The sequence below is a fragment of the Streptomyces sp. ISL-100 genome, assembly GCF_018614615.1.
GTDB lineage: Bacteria > Actinomycetota > Actinomycetes > Streptomycetales > Streptomycetaceae > Streptomyces.
Genome location: NZ_JAGGOK010000050.1, coordinates 130889 through 148047, shown reverse-complemented (window position 1 = coordinate 148047; position 17159 = coordinate 130889). Strand labels below are relative to the sequence as shown.

General features: G+C 65.9%; 22 protein-coding genes. 10 read left to right on the top strand and 12 right to left on the bottom strand.

Annotated elements, in window-relative coordinates:
• Window positions 1-63: 63 nt before the first annotated feature.
• Window positions 64-420: a hypothetical protein gene (locus J7E89_RS22825; protein ID WP_214976247.1), complete on the bottom strand. Its 357-nt coding sequence runs from the start codon at window positions 418-420 to the stop codon at window positions 64-66.
• Window positions 417-707, bottom strand: coding sequence for a hypothetical protein (locus J7E89_RS22820; protein ID WP_214976246.1), 291 nt, complete (start codon window positions 705-707; stop codon window positions 417-419). Before J7E89_RS22820 ends, J7E89_RS22825 begins: the two co-directional genes overlap by 4 nt.
• A gap of 159 nt (window positions 708-866) precedes the next feature.
• On the opposite strand from J7E89_RS22820, the gene J7E89_RS22815 reads away from it, so the two are divergent.
• Window positions 867-1145 (top strand): GntR family transcriptional regulator, encoded by a 279-nt coding sequence (locus J7E89_RS22815; RefSeq protein ID WP_214976229.1) that lies wholly within the window; start codon window positions 867-869, stop codon window positions 1143-1145.
• A gap of 523 nt (window positions 1146-1668) precedes the next feature.
• Here the strand turns inward: J7E89_RS22815 and J7E89_RS22810 are convergent.
• Complete coding sequence (locus J7E89_RS22810; RefSeq protein ID WP_214976228.1) at window positions 1669-3144, bottom strand: HEAT repeat domain-containing protein; 1476 nt, start codon at window positions 3142-3144, stop codon at window positions 1669-1671.
• Window positions 3145-3502: 358 nt separating this feature from the next.
• Here J7E89_RS22810 and J7E89_RS22805 point away from each other — a divergent pair, with 358 nt between their 5' ends.
• Window positions 3503-4048, top strand: a complete 546-nt coding sequence (locus tag J7E89_RS22805) for a Uma2 family endonuclease (protein ID WP_214976227.1) — start codon at window positions 3503-3505, stop codon at window positions 4046-4048.
• Window positions 4049-4161: 113 nt separating this feature from the next.
• Here J7E89_RS22805 and J7E89_RS22800 read toward each other — a convergent pair whose 3' ends face one another.
• Window positions 4162-4518 carry a hypothetical protein gene (locus J7E89_RS22800; protein WP_214976226.1) on the bottom strand — a complete coding sequence of 119 codons (357 nt, stop codon included), beginning with the start codon at window positions 4516-4518 and terminating at the stop codon, window positions 4162-4164.
• Between the two features lie 118 nt (window positions 4519-4636).
• Between J7E89_RS22800 and J7E89_RS22795 the strand changes: the two genes are divergently transcribed.
• Window positions 4637-5242 carry a hypothetical protein gene (locus J7E89_RS22795; RefSeq protein WP_251060927.1) on the top strand — a complete coding sequence of 202 codons (606 nt, stop codon included), beginning with the start codon at window positions 4637-4639 and terminating at the stop codon, window positions 5240-5242.
• Window positions 5243-5276: 34 nt separating this feature from the next.
• Here the strand turns inward: J7E89_RS22795 and J7E89_RS22790 are convergent, their stop codons facing one another.
• Window positions 5277-6065, bottom strand: a complete 789-nt coding sequence (locus J7E89_RS22790; RefSeq protein WP_285439277.1) for an IS630 family transposase — start codon at window positions 6063-6065, stop codon at window positions 5277-5279.
• A gap of 47 nt (window positions 6066-6112) precedes the next feature.
• On the opposite strand from J7E89_RS22790, the gene J7E89_RS22785 reads away from it, so the two are divergent.
• Window positions 6113-6340: a WXG100 family type VII secretion target gene (locus tag J7E89_RS22785; protein WP_214976224.1), complete on the top strand. Its 228-nt coding sequence runs from the start codon at window positions 6113-6115 to the stop codon at window positions 6338-6340.
• 117 nt (window positions 6341-6457) lie between these two features.
• Here J7E89_RS22785 and J7E89_RS22780 read toward each other — a convergent pair whose 3' ends face one another.
• Window positions 6458-6868, bottom strand: a complete 411-nt coding sequence (locus J7E89_RS22780) for an ATP-binding protein (protein ID WP_214976223.1) — start codon at window positions 6866-6868, stop codon at window positions 6458-6460.
• 240 nt (window positions 6869-7108) lie between these two features.
• Here J7E89_RS22780 and J7E89_RS22775 point away from each other — a divergent pair, with 240 nt between their 5' ends.
• Both J7E89_RS22775 and J7E89_RS22770 read left to right on the top strand, forming a co-directional pair.
• On the top strand, window positions 7109-7990 hold the full coding sequence (locus tag J7E89_RS22775) for a helix-turn-helix transcriptional regulator (RefSeq protein WP_214976222.1): 882 nt from the start codon (window positions 7109-7111) through the stop codon (window positions 7988-7990).
• A 10-nt stretch (window positions 7991-8000) separates the two neighbouring features.
• Window positions 8001-8201 carry a DUF397 domain-containing protein gene (locus J7E89_RS22770; RefSeq protein WP_214976221.1) on the top strand — a complete coding sequence of 67 codons (201 nt, stop codon included), beginning with the start codon at window positions 8001-8003 and terminating at the stop codon, window positions 8199-8201.
• Between the two features lie 328 nt (window positions 8202-8529).
• Here the strand turns inward: J7E89_RS22770 and J7E89_RS22765 are convergent, their stop codons facing one another.
• From J7E89_RS22765 to J7E89_RS22740, 6 genes are all read right to left on the bottom strand, one after another.
• Entirely contained in the window at window positions 8530-9198 is a 669-nt protein-coding gene (locus J7E89_RS22765; RefSeq protein ID WP_214976220.1) for a hypothetical protein, read from the bottom strand.
• Window positions 9195-9851: a hypothetical protein gene (locus tag J7E89_RS22760; protein ID WP_214976219.1), complete on the bottom strand. Its 657-nt coding sequence runs from the start codon at window positions 9849-9851 to the stop codon at window positions 9195-9197. The genes J7E89_RS22765 and J7E89_RS22760 overlap by 4 nt, the downstream gene beginning before the upstream one ends.
• 95 nt (window positions 9852-9946) lie before the next feature.
• Entirely contained in the window at window positions 9947-11260 is a 1314-nt protein-coding gene (locus J7E89_RS22755) for a hypothetical protein (RefSeq protein ID WP_214976218.1), read from the bottom strand.
• A complete protein-coding gene (locus J7E89_RS22750; RefSeq protein ID WP_214976217.1) occupies window positions 11260-11553 on the bottom strand; it encodes a hypothetical protein in 294 nt (97 codons plus the stop codon). Before J7E89_RS22750 ends, J7E89_RS22755 begins: the two co-directional genes overlap by 1 nt.
• An 11-nt stretch (window positions 11554-11564) precedes the next feature.
• Window positions 11565-12602, bottom strand: a complete 1038-nt coding sequence (locus tag J7E89_RS22745; protein WP_374196856.1) for a hypothetical protein — start codon at window positions 12600-12602, stop codon at window positions 11565-11567.
• Window positions 12590-13246 carry a hypothetical protein gene (locus tag J7E89_RS22740; RefSeq protein WP_214976215.1) on the bottom strand — a complete coding sequence of 219 codons (657 nt, stop codon included), beginning with the start codon at window positions 13244-13246 and terminating at the stop codon, window positions 12590-12592. The genes J7E89_RS22745 and J7E89_RS22740 overlap by 13 nt, the downstream gene beginning before the upstream one ends.
• Window positions 13247-13403: 157 nt before the next feature.
• Here J7E89_RS22740 and J7E89_RS22735 point away from each other — a divergent pair, with 157 nt between their 5' ends.
• The 4 genes from J7E89_RS22735 (at window position 13404) to J7E89_RS22720 (ending at window position 17155) form a co-directional block, all read left to right on the top strand.
• Window positions 13404-13751, top strand: a complete 348-nt coding sequence (locus J7E89_RS22735; RefSeq protein WP_214976214.1) for a hypothetical protein — start codon at window positions 13404-13406, stop codon at window positions 13749-13751.
• A 456-nt stretch (window positions 13752-14207) separates the two neighbouring features.
• Window positions 14208-14939, top strand: coding sequence for a hypothetical protein (locus J7E89_RS22730; protein ID WP_214976213.1), 732 nt, complete (start codon window positions 14208-14210; stop codon window positions 14937-14939).
• A gap of 66 nt (window positions 14940-15005) precedes the next feature.
• The gene (locus J7E89_RS22725; protein ID WP_214976212.1) at window positions 15006-15845 is read left to right on the top strand and encodes a hypothetical protein; all 840 of its coding nucleotides are present in this window, start codon (window positions 15006-15008) and stop codon (window positions 15843-15845) included.
• Window positions 15842-17155: a CpaF family protein gene (locus J7E89_RS22720; protein WP_214976211.1), complete on the top strand. Its 1314-nt coding sequence runs from the start codon at window positions 15842-15844 to the stop codon at window positions 17153-17155. Before J7E89_RS22725 ends, J7E89_RS22720 begins: the two co-directional genes overlap by 4 nt.
• Window positions 17156-17159 lie beyond the last annotated feature (4 nt).

The following is a 17159-nucleotide window of genomic DNA, read 5'->3' as shown; positions in this document are numbered from 1 at the left end:
CACGACTTTGAAATCTCCCTGGGGACACGGTCGCTGCCGCCTTGGTCGACGCGTTCGCACCCTTCAGCATGGCGACACCGACGCGTCCCGCGCCCATGGTGAGCAGGCCGACGGAGTCCATGGCGACATCCATCCAGCTGGCGTCTCCCGACGCCACGAGCGGGCCACCACCTTGCCGCTGTCTTCGGTCACGGCGCCTTGGGTGTTGACCTTGTAGGTACGCAGTGTCAGCCGGGATCGCCGCGGAGTTGAGCCGAGGAGTTCCAGGGCGTCGGTAAGCGGCGGATAGTGCTCGGCGCACTCCGGGCACGCGTACACATTGAAGCCCGGCCCCGTCGCGGCGTGGACCTCATGCACGAGGACGGGGGCGTCGGTGTTCTGCTGGCAGCGGGCGCACATCCGTACCGGGAGTCGGGTCATCGCGCGCTCACCCGCACGCCGTGGATCCAGTCCGGGCCGACGTCGATTCCGAAGGTTGCCAGGTGGAGGGTGCGGCGCCGCTCTCGTTGCCGGCGCCACTCGGCCGGGTCGAGGACGTAGGGGCGTACGAGAAGCGACGCACTGCCGTCGAGCAGGTCCGTGAAGCGGGGCGGGGCAGGGGTGATCCGCAAGGTGGCCGGGGTGGCTCCGAGGCGATGGCGGCCGTGGGGATGTGGGGTGCAGGCGCCCAGCACCCATGCCAGGAATCGAACGGTAAGGTCTCGCATGTCGACGCTCCTTCAACAGCGTTGGCCATGCCCCCGGGCCGATTCCAGCGGTCGCGGGGGTCCTTTGCGTGGAGGCCCAACTTAGCTCGGCTTGTATCGCTACGTACAGAGACGTATCTCAATGACAGAGGCCTTATCTGTACGAGTAGCTTCCTGACCATGAACTTCCAGCCGAACGCTGAAATTGATCACGAGGGACCGGTGACGCCCTACCGTCAGCTCGCGGGCATCTTGCGGGCCCGGATCGAGCGCGGGGACTGGCTGCCCAACAGGCCCATCTCCAGTGAGTCTCAACTCGTGCAGCAGTATGGGCTGGCGCGGACGACTGTCCGGAGGGCGATTGCGGTACTCGTAGACGAGGGCCTCGTCTACACGGTTCCGCAGCGTGGGACGTACGTTGCCCCGCGAGCGGAGGCACCGGAAGGCGCCGCGAAGTAGCAGTAACCCGAGGAGGGGACGGGAAGTCGTGGCTCGCTATGCGGAGTCGCTCCCTGTTGAGTGCGGGGGATTCCGTATCGAGATGCTGGACTCCTGGTGGGGAGTTCGACGTACGTCCCGAGTCGCGCGACAGCAGGATCCGGCAGATGGTGAATGAACGCGGTCGTGCGCGGGCGGAGTTGGCTCAGTTCCTGGAAGTCCCGGATGAGCACCGCACCCAGGACGATCCTGCGCGTCCACTTTCACCTGCCCGAACGCAGCCCCGGAACTGTAGGAGCAGCTCCTCGCCGGGCTCGAAGGCATTCCCCTCGCGTCCAGGCTCTGCCCCCGGAGTCGGCCGATCTCGCCGATGCACCGCTGCTCACTGAGCCAAGGGTGGTCCCGAGGTTGCCCAGCGCTGCCAATTCTCCCTGGCGTTCACCGATATCGCGGTAGATAACGACAGCGGCAGTGAGAGCGTCGATGGCTTCGTCGAACCTGCCTGCTGCCGCAGCGTCCGATGCGCCTCAGGCTGAGCCGCGCTTCAGGACGCGAACTCGCGCAGATTCTCGAGGACCAAGGCCAGCATGCCAGCACGGTCCTCCGGATCCGGGTAGCCATCCGGATCGCCCCGTTCGGCCCAACCGGACTGCTGGAGCCGCACAATCACCTGTTCGAATTCGCTGAGCAGGGCGGACGGGGTGTCGTCCTCCAGCGCCAGGTCCGTCGCGCAAGATTCAGCCAGCAAGACGAAATGCCAGTCGGGATCGGGTGACTGCAGTTCGTCGAGGAGCCGGCGGACGGCCTGCGGTTCATTGCGCTGCAGTGCCCCGGAGACCGAGCTGGAACGGAGCGCGGCATCGGGTGAGTCGGCATAGCGGGCGAGCGCGGCCGAGGCCCTTCGGGTGTTGGCCTCGTCGCCACACGTGAAAATGGCGAGGGATATACCGGCTCTCGACCGAACATCGTGGTCGGGGTCGTGGTCGAGGAGCTCGACGAGCACGTCCACGGCCACCGCTTCCTCCAAGCTGTTCCTCGGGATGGTGCACAGTCCCGCGGCGGCCGACGACCTCACATCCGGATGCGCGTGCCGCGCGCACGACAGGAACAGTGCCACCGGCATCTCGTCGAGCTGATGATCGATGGCCAGCGTCCGGTAGCAGTCGAGCACCTTGGCCAGGACGAAAACTTCCTGGCCAGGAACGGCAAGAGAGCCAAGCGCAGCAAGAATCGGTCCCGTGCGCCCATATATCTGGGACATCATGAGGTAGTCCAGTGCTTCGACTCCCACGGAGACCCGCGTGAGATCCCCGCTCCCGCACAGCGCAAGTATTTCGTCGAGGCGGGCACCGGCGCACGCGCGGTCCCGCCATGCACGCGAATCGGGAGAGCCTGCGAGATCGATGATGAGAAGCTCGGCGCGTTCCCCACTGCCCGGCGGATGAGCCAGGGCCTGATCGAGCACGACACGCGCCTCCGCCCGAACCCGCTCCGCGGTTCCCGGCGAGAGCGGAGCGCTGCGCCGGAGGGCGGCGTGCACATCCATAATCGCTCTCTGGAGTTTCAGATAGTGCGCGTACGTGGGAGCGCTGCCCGGCGCCCCTTCCTCGGTCCAGCCGAGCTCCCGCATGGTGCCCTGTCGAGCGCGGATGTCCCAGCACAACTCGTCGTCGACGGTGTACGCGGACACCGCTCCGAGGCGCTCGATGAAAGAGGCCCAGGAACGCACCAGACCCGCCGGGTCGGACAGATACTCGGCGAAGATCCGCTCGGCTTCCGTGTATAGGGCCGGGTCCTCGCGGAGCGCCACGGTAAAGCTCCCCGCCACCGACTCGAACACATCCACCGAAGGCTCGTTGTCGAGGGACCACATCAGCTCACGCAGCGCCCAGGCCGTGTCGGGTAGCCGCGCGATGCGCCCAGCCGCCTCCTCGCGCACCGTGCCCTCGGGCGATCTGAGCTCCGTCGCCAGCTGCTGTCGAAGCACTTCCTGCCTGCGCGCTTTCCACCTGCCGAACATTCCGCCACCCTAACCGCCCGGCCGCCGCCCGCCCTCCGACCCTCGGTGAGGCGCGCTCCCACACGCAATTCAGTATCAACCACACCAAGATGATCAAGCGTCAGATGTGCGGCGGCGCCAAACTCCCGCTCCTCCGCAAGCGCGTCCTACTCACCGCCGTCCGCCCGTCGGCACAGCCAGTAGCCAACAGAACAGGACCGTTGATCGCCTCACGGAATTTGTGCCTGATCCCAGATCCCACGTACAGAGCCAGGCGTCGGCCGCACGGTCAGCCGCGTCGCCCGTCAGGCGGACATGAGATGCCTCCTTTCAACTGCCTCGCCTGGGTACTCTGGCCGGGCACCCCGTGGAGGACACCATGAACCCTGAACACTTCGCTCTCCTTCAGGAAGCGCGTCGCGCGTTCCCAGAGGGCTTCAAGGTCGAAATCTCCGGTGACACCCTCATCGCGCAGGCGTCGCCATCCATCCAGCACCAGCGCAACCTTTTTCACGTGCGCCGGCAGTTCGACGCCCACCGTCCCGAGGGCTATATGCCCACAGAGAACAGCGACCTCGCCAGCCCCCGTATCGGCAAGGTCCGCAACCCCGATCTCACGTACGTGCCCGATGACACCGCCGATCTCCCCGAGCACGACATTCCCGCCGAGGTGGCGCTCATCGCCGTCGAGATCGTGTCACCCTCCAACCCGGAAAACGACTGGGCGGCCAAGCTGCGCGACTATCCCGTCATGGGCATCCCGCTCTACCTCATCATCGATGCCCGCGAATCCACGGTGACGCTGTTCTCCGACGCCAACCACGACAAGTACCACACCCGCACCGACCGGAAGTTCGGCGAGACCATCCACATCCCCGAACCGTTCGACTTCGACCTGGACCTGGGGCGGCTCAACCCCTACTAGTCCTGCATGGGTAACCGGCGCCGGGCCACTGTCGCGGCCTGCCCGACACCAGGGGCCACCGGGAGCGCAGCGGTGGCCGTACGCGCTGAGCTGTGGCCTGACGGAGCCGTGCCTCAGTGGAGGGGGCGGTTACTGAGGAGGTCGCCGAGCTGCGCGAGCGTGAACGCGACAAAGAACACGGCGAGGCCCCATCGGGTACGCCCGCGCATGGCCAGGGCCACCGCTCCGACGCCGGCGACGGTGCCCAGGGCGCAGACAGCGACCCACATACCCATGCCCACACCGGCGTTGAGACCCACCGCGATGACTATCAGCGGGACAACTGACGACAGCGTCGAAAACGCGGCCAACACGATGCGCGCCCCCCGCGCCTTCCGCGCCCGGTCGTCTGCGAAGCCTGGCCGCGCCTGTTGCTGAAAGCGCGCCCGCAGGTCGTCCGTGTCCGTCGTTTCCCCACCCCGTGCAGTCATGGGGGTGGAGCCTAACGACACCCGGCCCCCGCGGTTCGGCCGGGGAGTCTCTCTAGACTCCCCGGTCATGACGAGTCCCTATGCGCACGGTCCTGCCCCCACCGCCACACTCATACGCATGGGCCGGAGCGCTGCCCGGACTCAGGTTCCTGCCGGAGTCGGCTGCACCGTGGTCGGCGCTTTCGCCGTGCTTGGTGGCATTGCGGTCACGGCCGGGCTGACCGGGAAGGAACCCAACCCCGGTGGGGTCGTGGGGGTCATCACCGGGCTGCTGATCGGCTTCGTCGGCGTCGCCTTCCTGACGACCGCCTGGAAGTCCCGGCACACCTTCCTCTGCGTCGACCACACGGGCTTGTGGATCAGCAACCCTGGAGGCCAGAAGGTCATCCCCTGGGACACCCTCGCCGGCGTAGGCCTTCACTGGAGCGAGACGGGCACCCGCCCCGCGAAGCACTACTCCGTCGAGCTGTTCCCCAACGGCCCCATCGACCGCGACCACCCGGTCCTGTGGGCCATGGTCCGCGACGAGGAGCCCCTGCGCCCCGACCTGCCGCGACTGCGCTACCGCCTTGTCGCCAACGGCGGTTACCGGGAGCCCCTGGTCACGGCGATCCAGCAGTACGTCCCCCAACTATGGCTCGGCGAGGCCGAACGCGAGCGTGGCCATCTCGGCCTGCCTGACATCAAGGGCCACCGGCAGCGCACCCGCGGCCGCACGCGCTGAGGAGCCTGCCTAGTGTCTCGTGACTCTGTTTGTGTTACTTCGCGTTGTTATTAACGAGTTGCTTCACGCTGGTCTGGACGAGGCGGACCCTGGCGAGGATCTCGTCGACGGTCGCGGTCCAGGTGAAGGGTTTCGCGTTCTGGTTCCAGGAGTTGATGTAGTCGCGGATCTGCTTGACCAGGACGTTGACGCTGGCGAACGTGCCACGGCGGATGGACTGCCGGGTGATGATCCCGAACCGGGTCTCGATCTGGTTCAACCACGAGGACCCGACGGGGGTGAAATGGAAATGGACGTGCGGGTTCTTCGCCAGCCACGCCTTCACGTCCGGAGTGGTGTGCGTGGACAGGTTGTCCAGCACAATGTGGATCTCCTTCCCGGCATGCGGCTTCACTGCCTTCTTCAGGAACGCCAGGAACGTTGCGCCATTCCGGTTCGGCCGGCATTCGCCGAGCACCTCGCCGGTGCCGACGTTCAGCGCGGCGAGCAGGTTCGTGGTGCCGTGCCGCACATAATCGTGGGTGCGCTTCTCGCTCGCCGCGAAGGTCACGGGCAGCACCGGCTGGGTGCGGTCCAGTGCCTGCACCTGCGTCTTCTCGTCGACCGACAGCACCACCGCCCCACCGGGCGGGTCGAGGTACAGCCCGACGACATCGGCGACCTTCTCCGCGAACGCCGGGTCCTTCGAGATCTTGAAGGTGCCCGAGCGGTGCGGCTTCAGGTTCTCCTCACGCCAGATGCGGGCGACGTAATGCCAGGACACCGAGATGCCCTCACGCCGCTTCAGGTGATCGGCGAGCGTCCGCGTCGACCAGTGCGACAGGCCGGAATCCGCAGGCCGCGACCACGCTGGACACGGCTAAGACCAAGATGGAAGAGAAGCTCACGAGCCTCGAGAGCTACGTCGCGGATCTCGTGGCGAACGGCTACACCACGCGCAAGGGCTCGCAGGCCTTCGAGGACTCCTTCAAGGAATTCTCCAAGGGCGCGAAGGACACCATCGAAGGCCTCACGGGCATGGCCGACTTCCTGAAGAACGCGGCGAAGGCGTACGAGGACCTGGACGAGGAGCTGGCCAAGGGCGTCAAGGGCAAGTAAGCGGCGCCGACTGGCGCCCGGTGCGACGGGCCTGGGCCCGTCGCACCGGGCTACGTCGCAGAAATCCGATCGTGGCCTGGCCTTATCACGCCGTGATGGCTGCGCAGGCCCAGTCCGTCACGGCCCCGCGAGCTCGCACCACACGAGCTTGCCGCCCGCCCCGAGCAGCCCCTCGCGCAGGCTGTAGTGCCCCCACCGATCGGCCAGCTCGTGCACGATCCCTAGCCCTCGGCCGCTCTCGCTGTCCGTACCGACTCCCGCCTCTCCCAGGGGCCGGGGCGGTTCGGGGTTGGTGTCCCAGACCGTCAGCCGCAGCGTCTTGTGCCCCCACTTCACGCGGAGCGAGGCGGGCCCGGTCGAGTGTTCGTGGGCGTTCGTGACGAGCTCCGAAGCCAACAGCTCGGCGGTGATGAGCAGTTCACTGAGCCCGTGGGCTCTGAGGATCAGTCGTAAGGCACCGCGCGCGACCCCGACACCAAGGGGGTCATGAGGGATCTGGATGTTGTACTCCCACTCGTCAGCACTCATGCGAATCTCCATCCCGGTACGGGACTTCACGGCACGAAGCGAACGACGAGCGGCGGCAGCGCCGCGCTCGGGCAGGCCGTAGCGCGGCGCCTTCCGGCGCCCCGAGGCTCACTTGCGTGATGGACTCAACACTCACGGTAGGGAGTTAAGGCATACCTTTGCAACCTTTTCCTTGAAAGAGTGGACTCGCTGGCCCCTGAGCGGCAGACTCGCCACAAAGACTCATGAGGAGCAACAGAGTTGGCACTTCGCAGGATCGTCAGTGAGCGGCAACGCCGCTTCGGCTCCGAGCTGCGCTCTCTCCGCGAGCAGGCTTGCGTCACTCTGGGCGACGCCGCTGCCGCAACCGGTATGAAGCGCCCTTTCCTCAGCCACATCGAGGCGGGACGCACTGCGATCACCACGGAACGACTGCACACCCTGTGTGAGATGTACGGGCATAAAGGTGGCCCCTATGTCGAGGCGCTCGTGGGCATGTCCGAGGCGACCGGAAAGGGCTGGTGGAGCGCCTACAAGGGGAGGGTGGCGCAGTCAGTGATGGACCTAGCCGAGATGGAATCGACCGCCGTCTCACTCCACCTGCACGAGTCGCTGGTAATCCCGGGGCTGTTCCAGGTTTCCGGCTACACCCAGGCCATTCTCGACACGGCCAGACCGGTGCGCAGCACCATTGACGACGTCACGGCCTTCCGCATGGACCGCCAGCAGATCCTCACCGCAGCGAATGCACCCGCCGTCCATGCCGTCATCTACGAAGCCGCCCTCCACATGCACCAAGGCGGTCCGGACGCGATGCGGACACAGCTCCTGCACCTCGTCGAACTGGCGAAGCTGCCCAACGTGACCATTCAGATCTATCCGTTCCAGGCCGGCGCCTATCCCGCCTTCAGCGGCCCTTTCCTGCACGCGGCACCCGCAGTCCCCAGACTCGGGACCGTCGTACTGGAGCACCCCATCAAGCCGATCCACCTGGGCGGCGAGGAACATCTCGCGCAATACAGCTCGTTGTTCGAGCAGCTGACCCGTCACGCGCTCCCGCCGATCGACCCGTCAGCGGCCCCCGAGTCCCATTCAGGCAAGGACTCGCTGGGCTTGATCCAGCACGTGCTATACACGCTCTAGGAGGTCACACATGTCCGAACTGCACTGGCAGAAGTCATCATTCAGCGTTGGCGAGGCAGGCAACTGCCTCTACGTCGCCATTACCCCTGACGGAACGATCCGCCTCCGCGAAAGCGATAACCCAGAGCAGATCATCTCGGCCAACCCGGCACGCCTCCAGGACCTCATACGCGCTATCAAGGCCGATGAGTTCAACCAGCTCGCACGCTGAAGATGCGCTGCACGGAATGGCGTTCACCTTGGTCCAAGGCTCTCGCGATGGTCAATCGCAGGCCACCCCTCCCCGCGCCCCGTATCTTCAGCGGTTCTGACCGTGACGAGGTTCATGACTAGTCGTCACTCAGGCTTCTGACAAGCCAGGGGCCGGGCGTGGCCGCCGAATACATCTCCTCGATCTCATCGCGATCCTCGTCAGACATTGCCTTCACCTTCGCGCATGGCGGTTCATTCCTCCGAGGAGTCAGGAAATTTCGCTGCCCCAGAGGCTCCGCTGGGCGCCGTGGGCGCCCAGCGGTCGCGTCGGTCTTTACGTCGGCCGGTCAGACAGCGTCGTCATCGTCGTCGTAGTGATCGAGGTCATCGTCGGCGCGCAGCCTGATGGAGCGTGCCAGCTCGTCGATGTCCTCCAGGGCCGAGAGCACCCTGCCCGGGGCGGGTGAAGCGGTGATCATTACCAGGTCGCGGTCGAATTTCTCGCTGCGCCAGGCGTACCTCAGGCCGATGAGGAGGTCGGTGCTGTTCGGCATCGTGGAATAGCGCAGGACGCGGAGGCCCTGGCCGAGGTCTTCCGTGGTGAATTCCTCGATGATCGGCGGTTCCACAGCTTCCTTGTCGTCCGCCATGGTCAGGCGGCGGAGCGCCGGCTCGCGGTCGCCCTCGATGGGGAAGTCGGTCACATACACGGGCAGAGGCATCGCCCGGGGGTCGGGCAGATGCAGCGCGATCTCGTAACCGGGAAAGGCCTGCGGGTACTTCTCTACGCAAGCCTGAAGGGTCTCGGCCAGGAACTCGATGCCGGTTTCGCCGGGGTCCACGTCCGAGTCGTCCCAGCAGTCCTGTGCCGTCTCGGCTGCCCATTCCGCGGGAGTCTGCTCGTCGCCCTCCTCGTCCCTGGAGATCTCGTCGGCGCCTTCGTTGTAGACGTCCGTCCAGCGCCAGGGAATCTCCAGCCACATGTCCGAGTTGTAGTCGATGTCCAGCCAGCTCATTCTCTGCTCCAACGAAAGGTGGTCATGATGGCGTCGAACAACTCGACCGCCGCATCGGCCAGTTCATCGTCGGGAGCGCCGCCGCCGACGGTGGAGAAGGCGACGGTGACCCAACGGTAGGGGTCCTTGGGGACTGGAACCGCGTAGTCGACCCGGCGGGTGGCCAGCCCGGCATCGTCCTTCGGGTCGGCCGCTACGACCGACTCCCGGCGAGTACCGGACGAACCCGCCACGGTCTTCGGCCTGAACGCTCCGCGCCCGCCCTCCATGGACATGCGCGCCAGCATGGCGGCCGGATCGGAACGGCCGTCGCCGGCGGAGATCTCGGCCACGACGAAGGACGCCGCGATCAGGGTCCCGCTCTGCTGCTCGAAGGGGAGGTAGAGGTCGAGCCCCGCACCCTTACTTGCCTGGGTGACTCCCTTGCGAAGGCGGCGCTCGAGTTCCAGTCGGTACGGAGTGACTCGATCGCGGGGGAAGTTGCCGGGCAGGCGGGCGCAGGCGTCGTCCACCAGCCTGGTCACGGCCGCCTCGAGCTCACGCTTACGCCGCAGCGGAATCCTGATCCACCCCGGAGGCAGGACCAGGGAGTAGCCGACGGGGGCGGGCAGCTCCTCGTACGGCGGAGATTTCTGCTGCGGTTCAGCGCTCATGGGAACAGCTTGCCTCACCGTGCCTGTGGGGTCGGTGGCGCTCCGGTCCTCCAATGCCGACGGCGTAGGCGAACCGGCCGTGCTGACGTCCTGGTTCACCATGTGGAGCCCCGCTCCCACGTAAAGCCGTCCTTGAAATCGTTGTAGCCCTCAATGGACGGCTTGAACGGCATGGCGTCGCTGCTGCCGACCGCCTTGTCCGCACCGTCGACGGCGGTTCCCGTGCCCCAGGCCGCGCGAAACTGCCTGTTGTACCTCTCGGCGCCGGCGGAGGCGTCCTGGACGGCCTGATTGCCGGGATTGTTTGCACGCATCCGCTGAATGTCTTTGTAGTGGCTCATGAATTCCTTGTCGCCACCCGCAGTCACCGATTCGCGCTGAGATGCCTCGGGAATCTCCCGCTGGCGTTCCCTCCGACTCGCGTTCCGCGCAGCATTGCGCTCCTGGCGCTCCCGACGCTTATTGGCCTTCTTGGCGCCGCGCTTGTTTCCGGCGGATTCTTTGACGTTACTGCGCTGAGCATTCGCCTCGGCCCGCTTGCCGGCGTTGCTCGCCCGCGTCGACTGCTGGGCGGACTTGCCGGCCGCCTTGGACGATGCGTTGCGCGTGGCGGCCTGGACGCCCTTCAGGCCCTTCAGGGCGATCTTGCCCATGCCGAAGGTGCCCAGGGCCAGGAGGTCCATGCCAACGTCGTACCACGATCCGTCGCCGGTGATTGCCAAGGCCGTATGGCCGATGGCCACGGCGATGGTCAGGCCAATGGCGAGCGCCGCGATCCACCCCACGGGGGTGATGAACAGGGCCACCACGGCGATGGCTGTCGCTGCCCAACTCAGCACATCAATAGCGATCTTGACGTAGTCGACAACGCTTTCCCACCAGCTGTCCTCGATGATGTCGTCGATGCCATCGCGGATCTTCCTCGCATGACGGTTGGCGGCCGAGTCCCGTTCCGAGACGACCGTCCGGAGCGCGCTCCGCTCGGTCTTGTACGGGTCGTCGTCGCTCTCGCTGTCCTGCTTGTCCTTGTCTTTACCGTCGTCCTTCTTGGCTTTGGCTGCTTCCTCGTCCTCTTTGATCTTCGCGTCGGAGAGGATCTTGTCAGCACGCCGCTGGAATTCCTCGAGGTCGTTCGCCCAGCCGTCGAGGTGGCTGTTGACCCGCTCGTAGCGGCCTGCGACCTCGCGCAGGTGTTTCTCCAGGTCGCCGGACTCTTCGCGGAGCTTGTCGGCGGTCTTCCCCTTGAGCTCGTCGTCGTCGGCCATCTTCTTGATGGCGCGGGCCTGGTCGCGAAGCATGGTCGCGACCTTCCTCATTTCAGAGGCTTCCGTGCGGATCTCGTCCGGGCTGCCAGGAACGGGATCCTTCTCCGCGAGTGGGCTCCAGTCGACGGGCCGTGTTTTCGCCATCAGTCTTTCTTCCGGGCGCGGTCGGCGAGTTCTTTGTCCAGGCCGTCGAATCCGTTGATGGCCGCCGTAACCATCTTGCCGAGTGAATCGATGTTCTGGATGAACTTCTCGCGATAATTTTCCCAGTTGTCTACAAACTCATCCATCGCGTCCGCGATTTCGCCACTGCCCCAGAACTGGCGCATGTGGTCCTTCTGCTTGTCGATCGTCTCGAATTCGGACTTGAGCGTGCCCAGTCGCTTCTCCGAGGTCACTAGCACGTCCACATTGATGATCAGATCCGCGTCCCCCACGGGATCCCCTTTCAGCGGTTGATGGCTTGGATTTCCTGGACGGTGATGTCCTGGGTGGTACCGAAGGTTCCGTCCGGGAGGTCTCCACCGGGAGTTCCTGTGCCGGTCCAGTTGATCTCCCAGGTGATGGTGGCCTGGAGTTTGTACATGCCGTCGCCGGAGGAGCGGAGATAGGTGAGGCCGCAGGGTGGGATCCGGTCGGCGGAGCCCTTGGTGTATGGGGTGCCGACGCTGCCGTTGTTGATGGGGCATTCGCCGGAGGCGGGGTGGAGGGTGGCGTCCTTGGTGCCGGGCTCGATCTCGAGGGAGACCGGGGTGGCCGTGGTTGTGGCCTCGATGTTCAGGGCGGGGACCGAGGCGGTGACCGATACCGGCTTGAACTCGGCCTTGTCGAGCCAGGCCCAAGTGGGCAGGTTAACCTTGGTTTTGGCCTTGGGCGCGAGCTCGATCTCGGTGTCGGGTACGCGGATTTCGGCGTAGGCGAGATGGGCGAGGATCTCGGGGGTCACGGCCTCGGGGACGTCGGCAGGCGGCGGTGTGCCCTTGTCTACCCAGAAGGTGGGCTTGTCACAGGCGAGTGCGCCGGGCTCGCCGATGCGTGCGTCGTTGACGTACGAGTCCCACCAGTAGCCCTTGCCGGCCTTGTCCATGTTGAAGTCTTTGTAGGGCTCGCCGTCCACGTAACGCTTTCGCTGTTCCAAGTCCCACTGGGAGCCAGTGGATTCGGCTGCCCAGATCGGCTCGACGTACTTTTTGAACTGGGCCGGGCTGTACTTGGGGGCGTACCAGCAGGCGGGTGGCGTCCAGTTGCCTGTGGCGGCTACCGGACCTGCTGTGCTGCCCTTGCCGTTCTTGGTGCGGTCGAAGACAACTCCGCCGGCCGTGGCGGAGATGTCCTGCCCATCCGCGTTGCCTGATGCATCAGTAGGGGGTGGCTGAGTGCCCTGGTCGAGTGGGTCGTCCGCCATCGCGAGCGATGCGTTGAGAAAGAGACTCGTGGTGGCGACGAATGCGAGTAGAGACGTTCGCTTGTGAATCATAGCTGGCACTTCGCGTTCCCCCGTTGCATGAACATTTCCGTGGTGACCCAGACGCCTTTTTCGTTCTTTCGGAGTGCGGTGTTGTAGAGGACGTAGCTCTTGTCCGTGACTGGAGTCTTGTCGATCTTTCCCGTCTTGATGCTCTTGGCGAATGCTTTGCCCTGGTCTTCGCAGTAGACGAGGGAGGCTGTTCCGTTTTTGTTGAGCGTCACGACTTCGTCGTAGAAGCGATACGTGCCTGTGGTCCGAATCTTCTTGTCGACGTAGGCCTGGACGTATGTCTGTGTGGTCGCTGCCATCTTCCCTTCGGAGTAGAAGGGGTAGGCCTCGTGCCGTGGGTTCTGCTCAGCGACGGCCATGTCCGTGGCCTTGATGAATTGTTCACCGTCATGGAGGACGGCGTCCTTGTCCTTGTCGCCGGTCTTGGACCAGTCGAAGACGTACTTGATGTCCGCGGGAAGCTCGATCTTGGGGCGGCCGACGGTGTCCGAGGGCGTGGAGCTTGGTGAGGCGGACTTCTTCTCGTGCTGGTCGACGCCGGCGATCTCGTCGTTGGCTTTGGGCTTGTCGTCGTCGCCGTTGCCGCAGGCAGTCAGCAGGAGTGCTGTGGCCGCGGTGAGCGCGATGGTGGCGGGCATGGTGCGGCGGTTCACGGTCGACTCCCGGTGGGGCGAGGGTAGGCACAAGTAAGCGACGCTACTCAGGGTGCGCTTGGTTTCGCGAGAGCGAACTTCGATATTCAAGAGGGATGTTGGGTCACCAGACCGCCGGAACGCCTGCCGCCTCAGCAGCGCGGCGGAGCGTGAGTGGATGCGGAAGTTGCGCATGCGGGGCAAGGGGAAGAGCCGGGCGTCCTTCAGGGGGAGCAGCGGCGCTGAGGTGGCCGCGGTCGGCAGGCGGAGCGGGAGTGAGTACCGTGCCGGTGGTGAGGTGTTCGGCCTCGGTGATACCGACAGAAAGCTGCGGAGAATGTGGATTGCACCCAGTTCGGTCCCCGGCGGCATGATTCGCCTTGCGATGTTCGGCGGGGGGATCCTCGCCTGCGGGAGCGGGATCTGGCTGATGGTGACCGGGCCGGAGACGCGGTTCACGGTCCTGGGTGGCGTCTTCGTGTTGATGGGGGCGTTTCTGTTCAAGGTGTGGTGGTCGGAGCGATAGCCGCGTAGCGGGGCGCCGGCCGCCGGTCAGTACGCCGTCGGGCTGCACGGTGGTAATGGGTGGGTCTCGTGAGGCTTGCACAGTAATCCGGCCATCCTGTGCTTTACGGGTCGACTCGGCGGGGCGTCGGGAGTGTGATGCGGCAGAATCGTCCGTACCGCAGAGCAAGTCCCTTGAACGCTGGCGCGGTTGGGGCCGCGGTGGTCGGCGCGGGTGGGCGTGGGTCTGAGTGGAGCGTCCCGATGCGTCGGAGTGTCTCCAACGGTGGCCATTTTGCACCGGGATAACGCGTCCGCTATAGGTGGTTCAAGATCGTTTGATTGCCTTGAGGTGCTTATGCGCTGCTGATACGGTGCGATGACCTGACGGCCGTTCGGGTTCCGCCTGCGCGGGTGCGACCGGGCCGAGTTTGCAGTGACTGCTCTTAAATTACGGGCCGCAAGTACGGGGAGTTGCGTGAAGATCCAGGAGCGCGCTGGAGCGGGGAACAACAGGGTGTCCGCGCCCACCGGGCCAATTGGTGAGCGCTTGCCGTCGGCGCCCCGCGAACGCAAACCGGCCTTGGCCGCACTCGCCGTGTTGCTCATCCTCGTCGGAGCGCTCGGTGCCACGGTGCTGGTGCTGCGCGCGGGCGAGCGTATCGAGGTCGTAAAGATCACGCAGCGGGTTCCCGCAGGCAAGCCCGTTGAGGCGTCGGCGCGGGCGTCGGTGCTGGTAGCCGAGGACGAGGCGATCAACTACGTGAGGTGGAACCAGCTCGCCCAACTGGACGAGCTCCGCGCCAAGACGGATCTGCTGCCAGGCACGCTGCTGGTCGGCGAGATGCTGGGCTCGGACAAGGGGCTTGCCCAGGGCAAGGCCGCCGTCGGGCTCTCCCTCAAGGCCGGGCAATACCCACAAGACATCGAGGCCGGGTCGAACGTTGCCATCTACCGGGTCAGCTCCAGCAGGGCCTCCGGCAACAACAACTCGGCGGGTGCTACGGGCGGTTCCGGTTCGGCAACCGACTCGCTGCTCGTCCCGATCGCCAAGATCCAGGGCGTCACCACCACGTCGGGTGACGACGTGGTCAGCAGTGGCACCCTCCCCGTGTCCGTACTTGTAGACCAGGCCGACGCGGCTGCGGTCACCGAGGCCGCCGCGGCCGGTGAGGTCGCGCTCGTCCTCGTGCCGTCAGGCAGCAGCTGAACGGGTGTAACGGCGCGGCAAGCACAGGCGTATTGGCGTAACAGGGGACTCGGGGACGTAGAACACATGGCGCTCATCGCAATCGCCGCTGACAAGGGGTCTCCCGGCGTCACCACAACAGCCGTCGCGCTCGCCGCCGTCTGGCCGCGCCGCGTGCTGCTCGCCGAGACCGACCCGTCGGGCGGCGATCTCGTCTACCGCAGCTCCGCCGCCCACGGAGGTCCGCTCGACCCCAACACCGGCATGCTGTCCATCGCCGCAACTGCCCGCCGCGGCCTTGCCGCAGAGCAGCTCTGGGACCACGCCCAGCCCATGTCCGGCGGCCTTGATGTGCTGGTGGGGCTCGGTTCGTCCGAGCACGCGGCCGGGCTCGCCGGGCAGTGGCCGATGCTCGGGCACTCTTTCGCCGCGCTCGCCGACTCTCCGTACGGCGCCGCCGACGTCATCGCCGACTGCGGCCGCATCGGCGCGGACTCCCCGACGGCCGAGTTGCTGCCGCACGCCAGCCTGGTGTTGCTCGTGGCCCGTACGGAACCGGAGAACCTCGCCCGGGTGCGGGATCGGGCGGCCGCCCTTGCCAATCGTCTGCACGGAGCGCAGCGCGGCGCCGCCGCACTCGCCCGTACCCTCATCGGCGTCGTCCTCGTCGCCGACCCTGGCAACTCGGCGAGGATCACCAATCAGGTCAATGACATGCTGGTGGCCTCCCGGACGGGTGCACGCGTGATCGGCGCGATCGCCCATGACCCTTCCGGCGCGGACCAGTTGGCCGGCCGCAAGCGCGGCCGCCTCGACAAATCTCTGCTGATCCGCTCGGCACGCAAGGTTTCGGGCGACATCAACCAACAGTTCGGCGTGGCGTGGGCTGCGCCGGCTGCCGGGGCAGCAGGGACGGTCGGCCGTTGAGCGCCAATGTCGTCGACCACCAGCTGGTCAAACGCTTCCGCCAGGACGCGGGCGACCGCATTGCCGAACAACGGCGCATAGACCAGGTGTCGGGCGTACCCGCGATGTCGGGCGAGGACGAGCGGCAGTACGCCCGTGCCGTCATCGCCCAGATCCTGGAGGAGTACGCCCGCGCCGAGGTCAATGCCGGGCGTACCCCGCACGACGCCGAGACCGAGGAGCAGTACGCCGCGGCCGTGCACGCCGCCCTCTTTGGCGTTGGCCGACTCCAGCCGCTCCTGGACAATCCCGAGGTCGAGAACATCGACATCAACGGCTGCGACCAGGTCTTCATCGGGTACGCCGACGGCCGTGAGGAGCCGGGCGATCCGGTCGCCGAGACCGACGAGGAGCTCATCGAGCTGATCCAGGTGCTCGGCGCTTACTCAGGTCTGTCCTCGCGCCCCTTCGACTCTGCCAACCCGCAGCTCGACCTGCGGCTGCCGGACGGTTCCCGTCTCTCCGCCGTCATGGACGTCACGCGGCGCCCGGCGCTCTCCATCCGCCGTGCCCGCATGGGCAAGGTCTTCATGTCGGACATGGTCGGAAACCAGACGCTCACCCCCGACCTGGGCCACTTCCTGGCCTGCGCTGTCCGGGCGCGTAAGAACATCATGATCGCGGGCGCGACAAATGCCGGAAAGACGACGCTGCTGCGTGCTCTCGCGAATGAGATTCCGCCGCAGGAGCGACTGATCACTGTTGAGCGTGCGCTAGAGCTGGGTCTCGACCAGTTTCCTGACCTCCACCCCAATGTGGTGGCGTTCGAGGAGCGACTGTCGAACTCCGAAGGGCACGGCGCTATTTCCATGGCGGAGCTGGTGCGCCGGTCGCTGCGTATGAATCCTTCCCGGGTCATCGTCGGCGAGGTGCTCGGCGACGAGATCGTCACCATGCTCAACGCCATGTCGCAGGGCAACGACGGCTCGCTGTCCACGATCCACGCCAACAGCTCCAGCGAGGTCTTCAACCGTATTTCCACGTACGCCCTCCAGGCCGCCGAGCGGCTGCCGATAGAGGCCAGCCAGATGCTGGTGGCAGGCGCGGTCAACTTCGTGGTCTTCGTCGAGCGGCGCAACAACTACGGACGCGGCGGCAAGCTGAGCCGAGTCGTCACCTCGGTACGGGAGGTCAACGGCGTGGACGGTCGCGTCCTGTCCAGCGAAGTATTCGCGGAGACGCCCGACGGGCGGGTCGTGGCGCGTGCGCCCATCTCCTGCATTGACGAACTGAGCGCCTACGGCTACCGGCCGTCCGGAACCTGGGGGTGAGCGC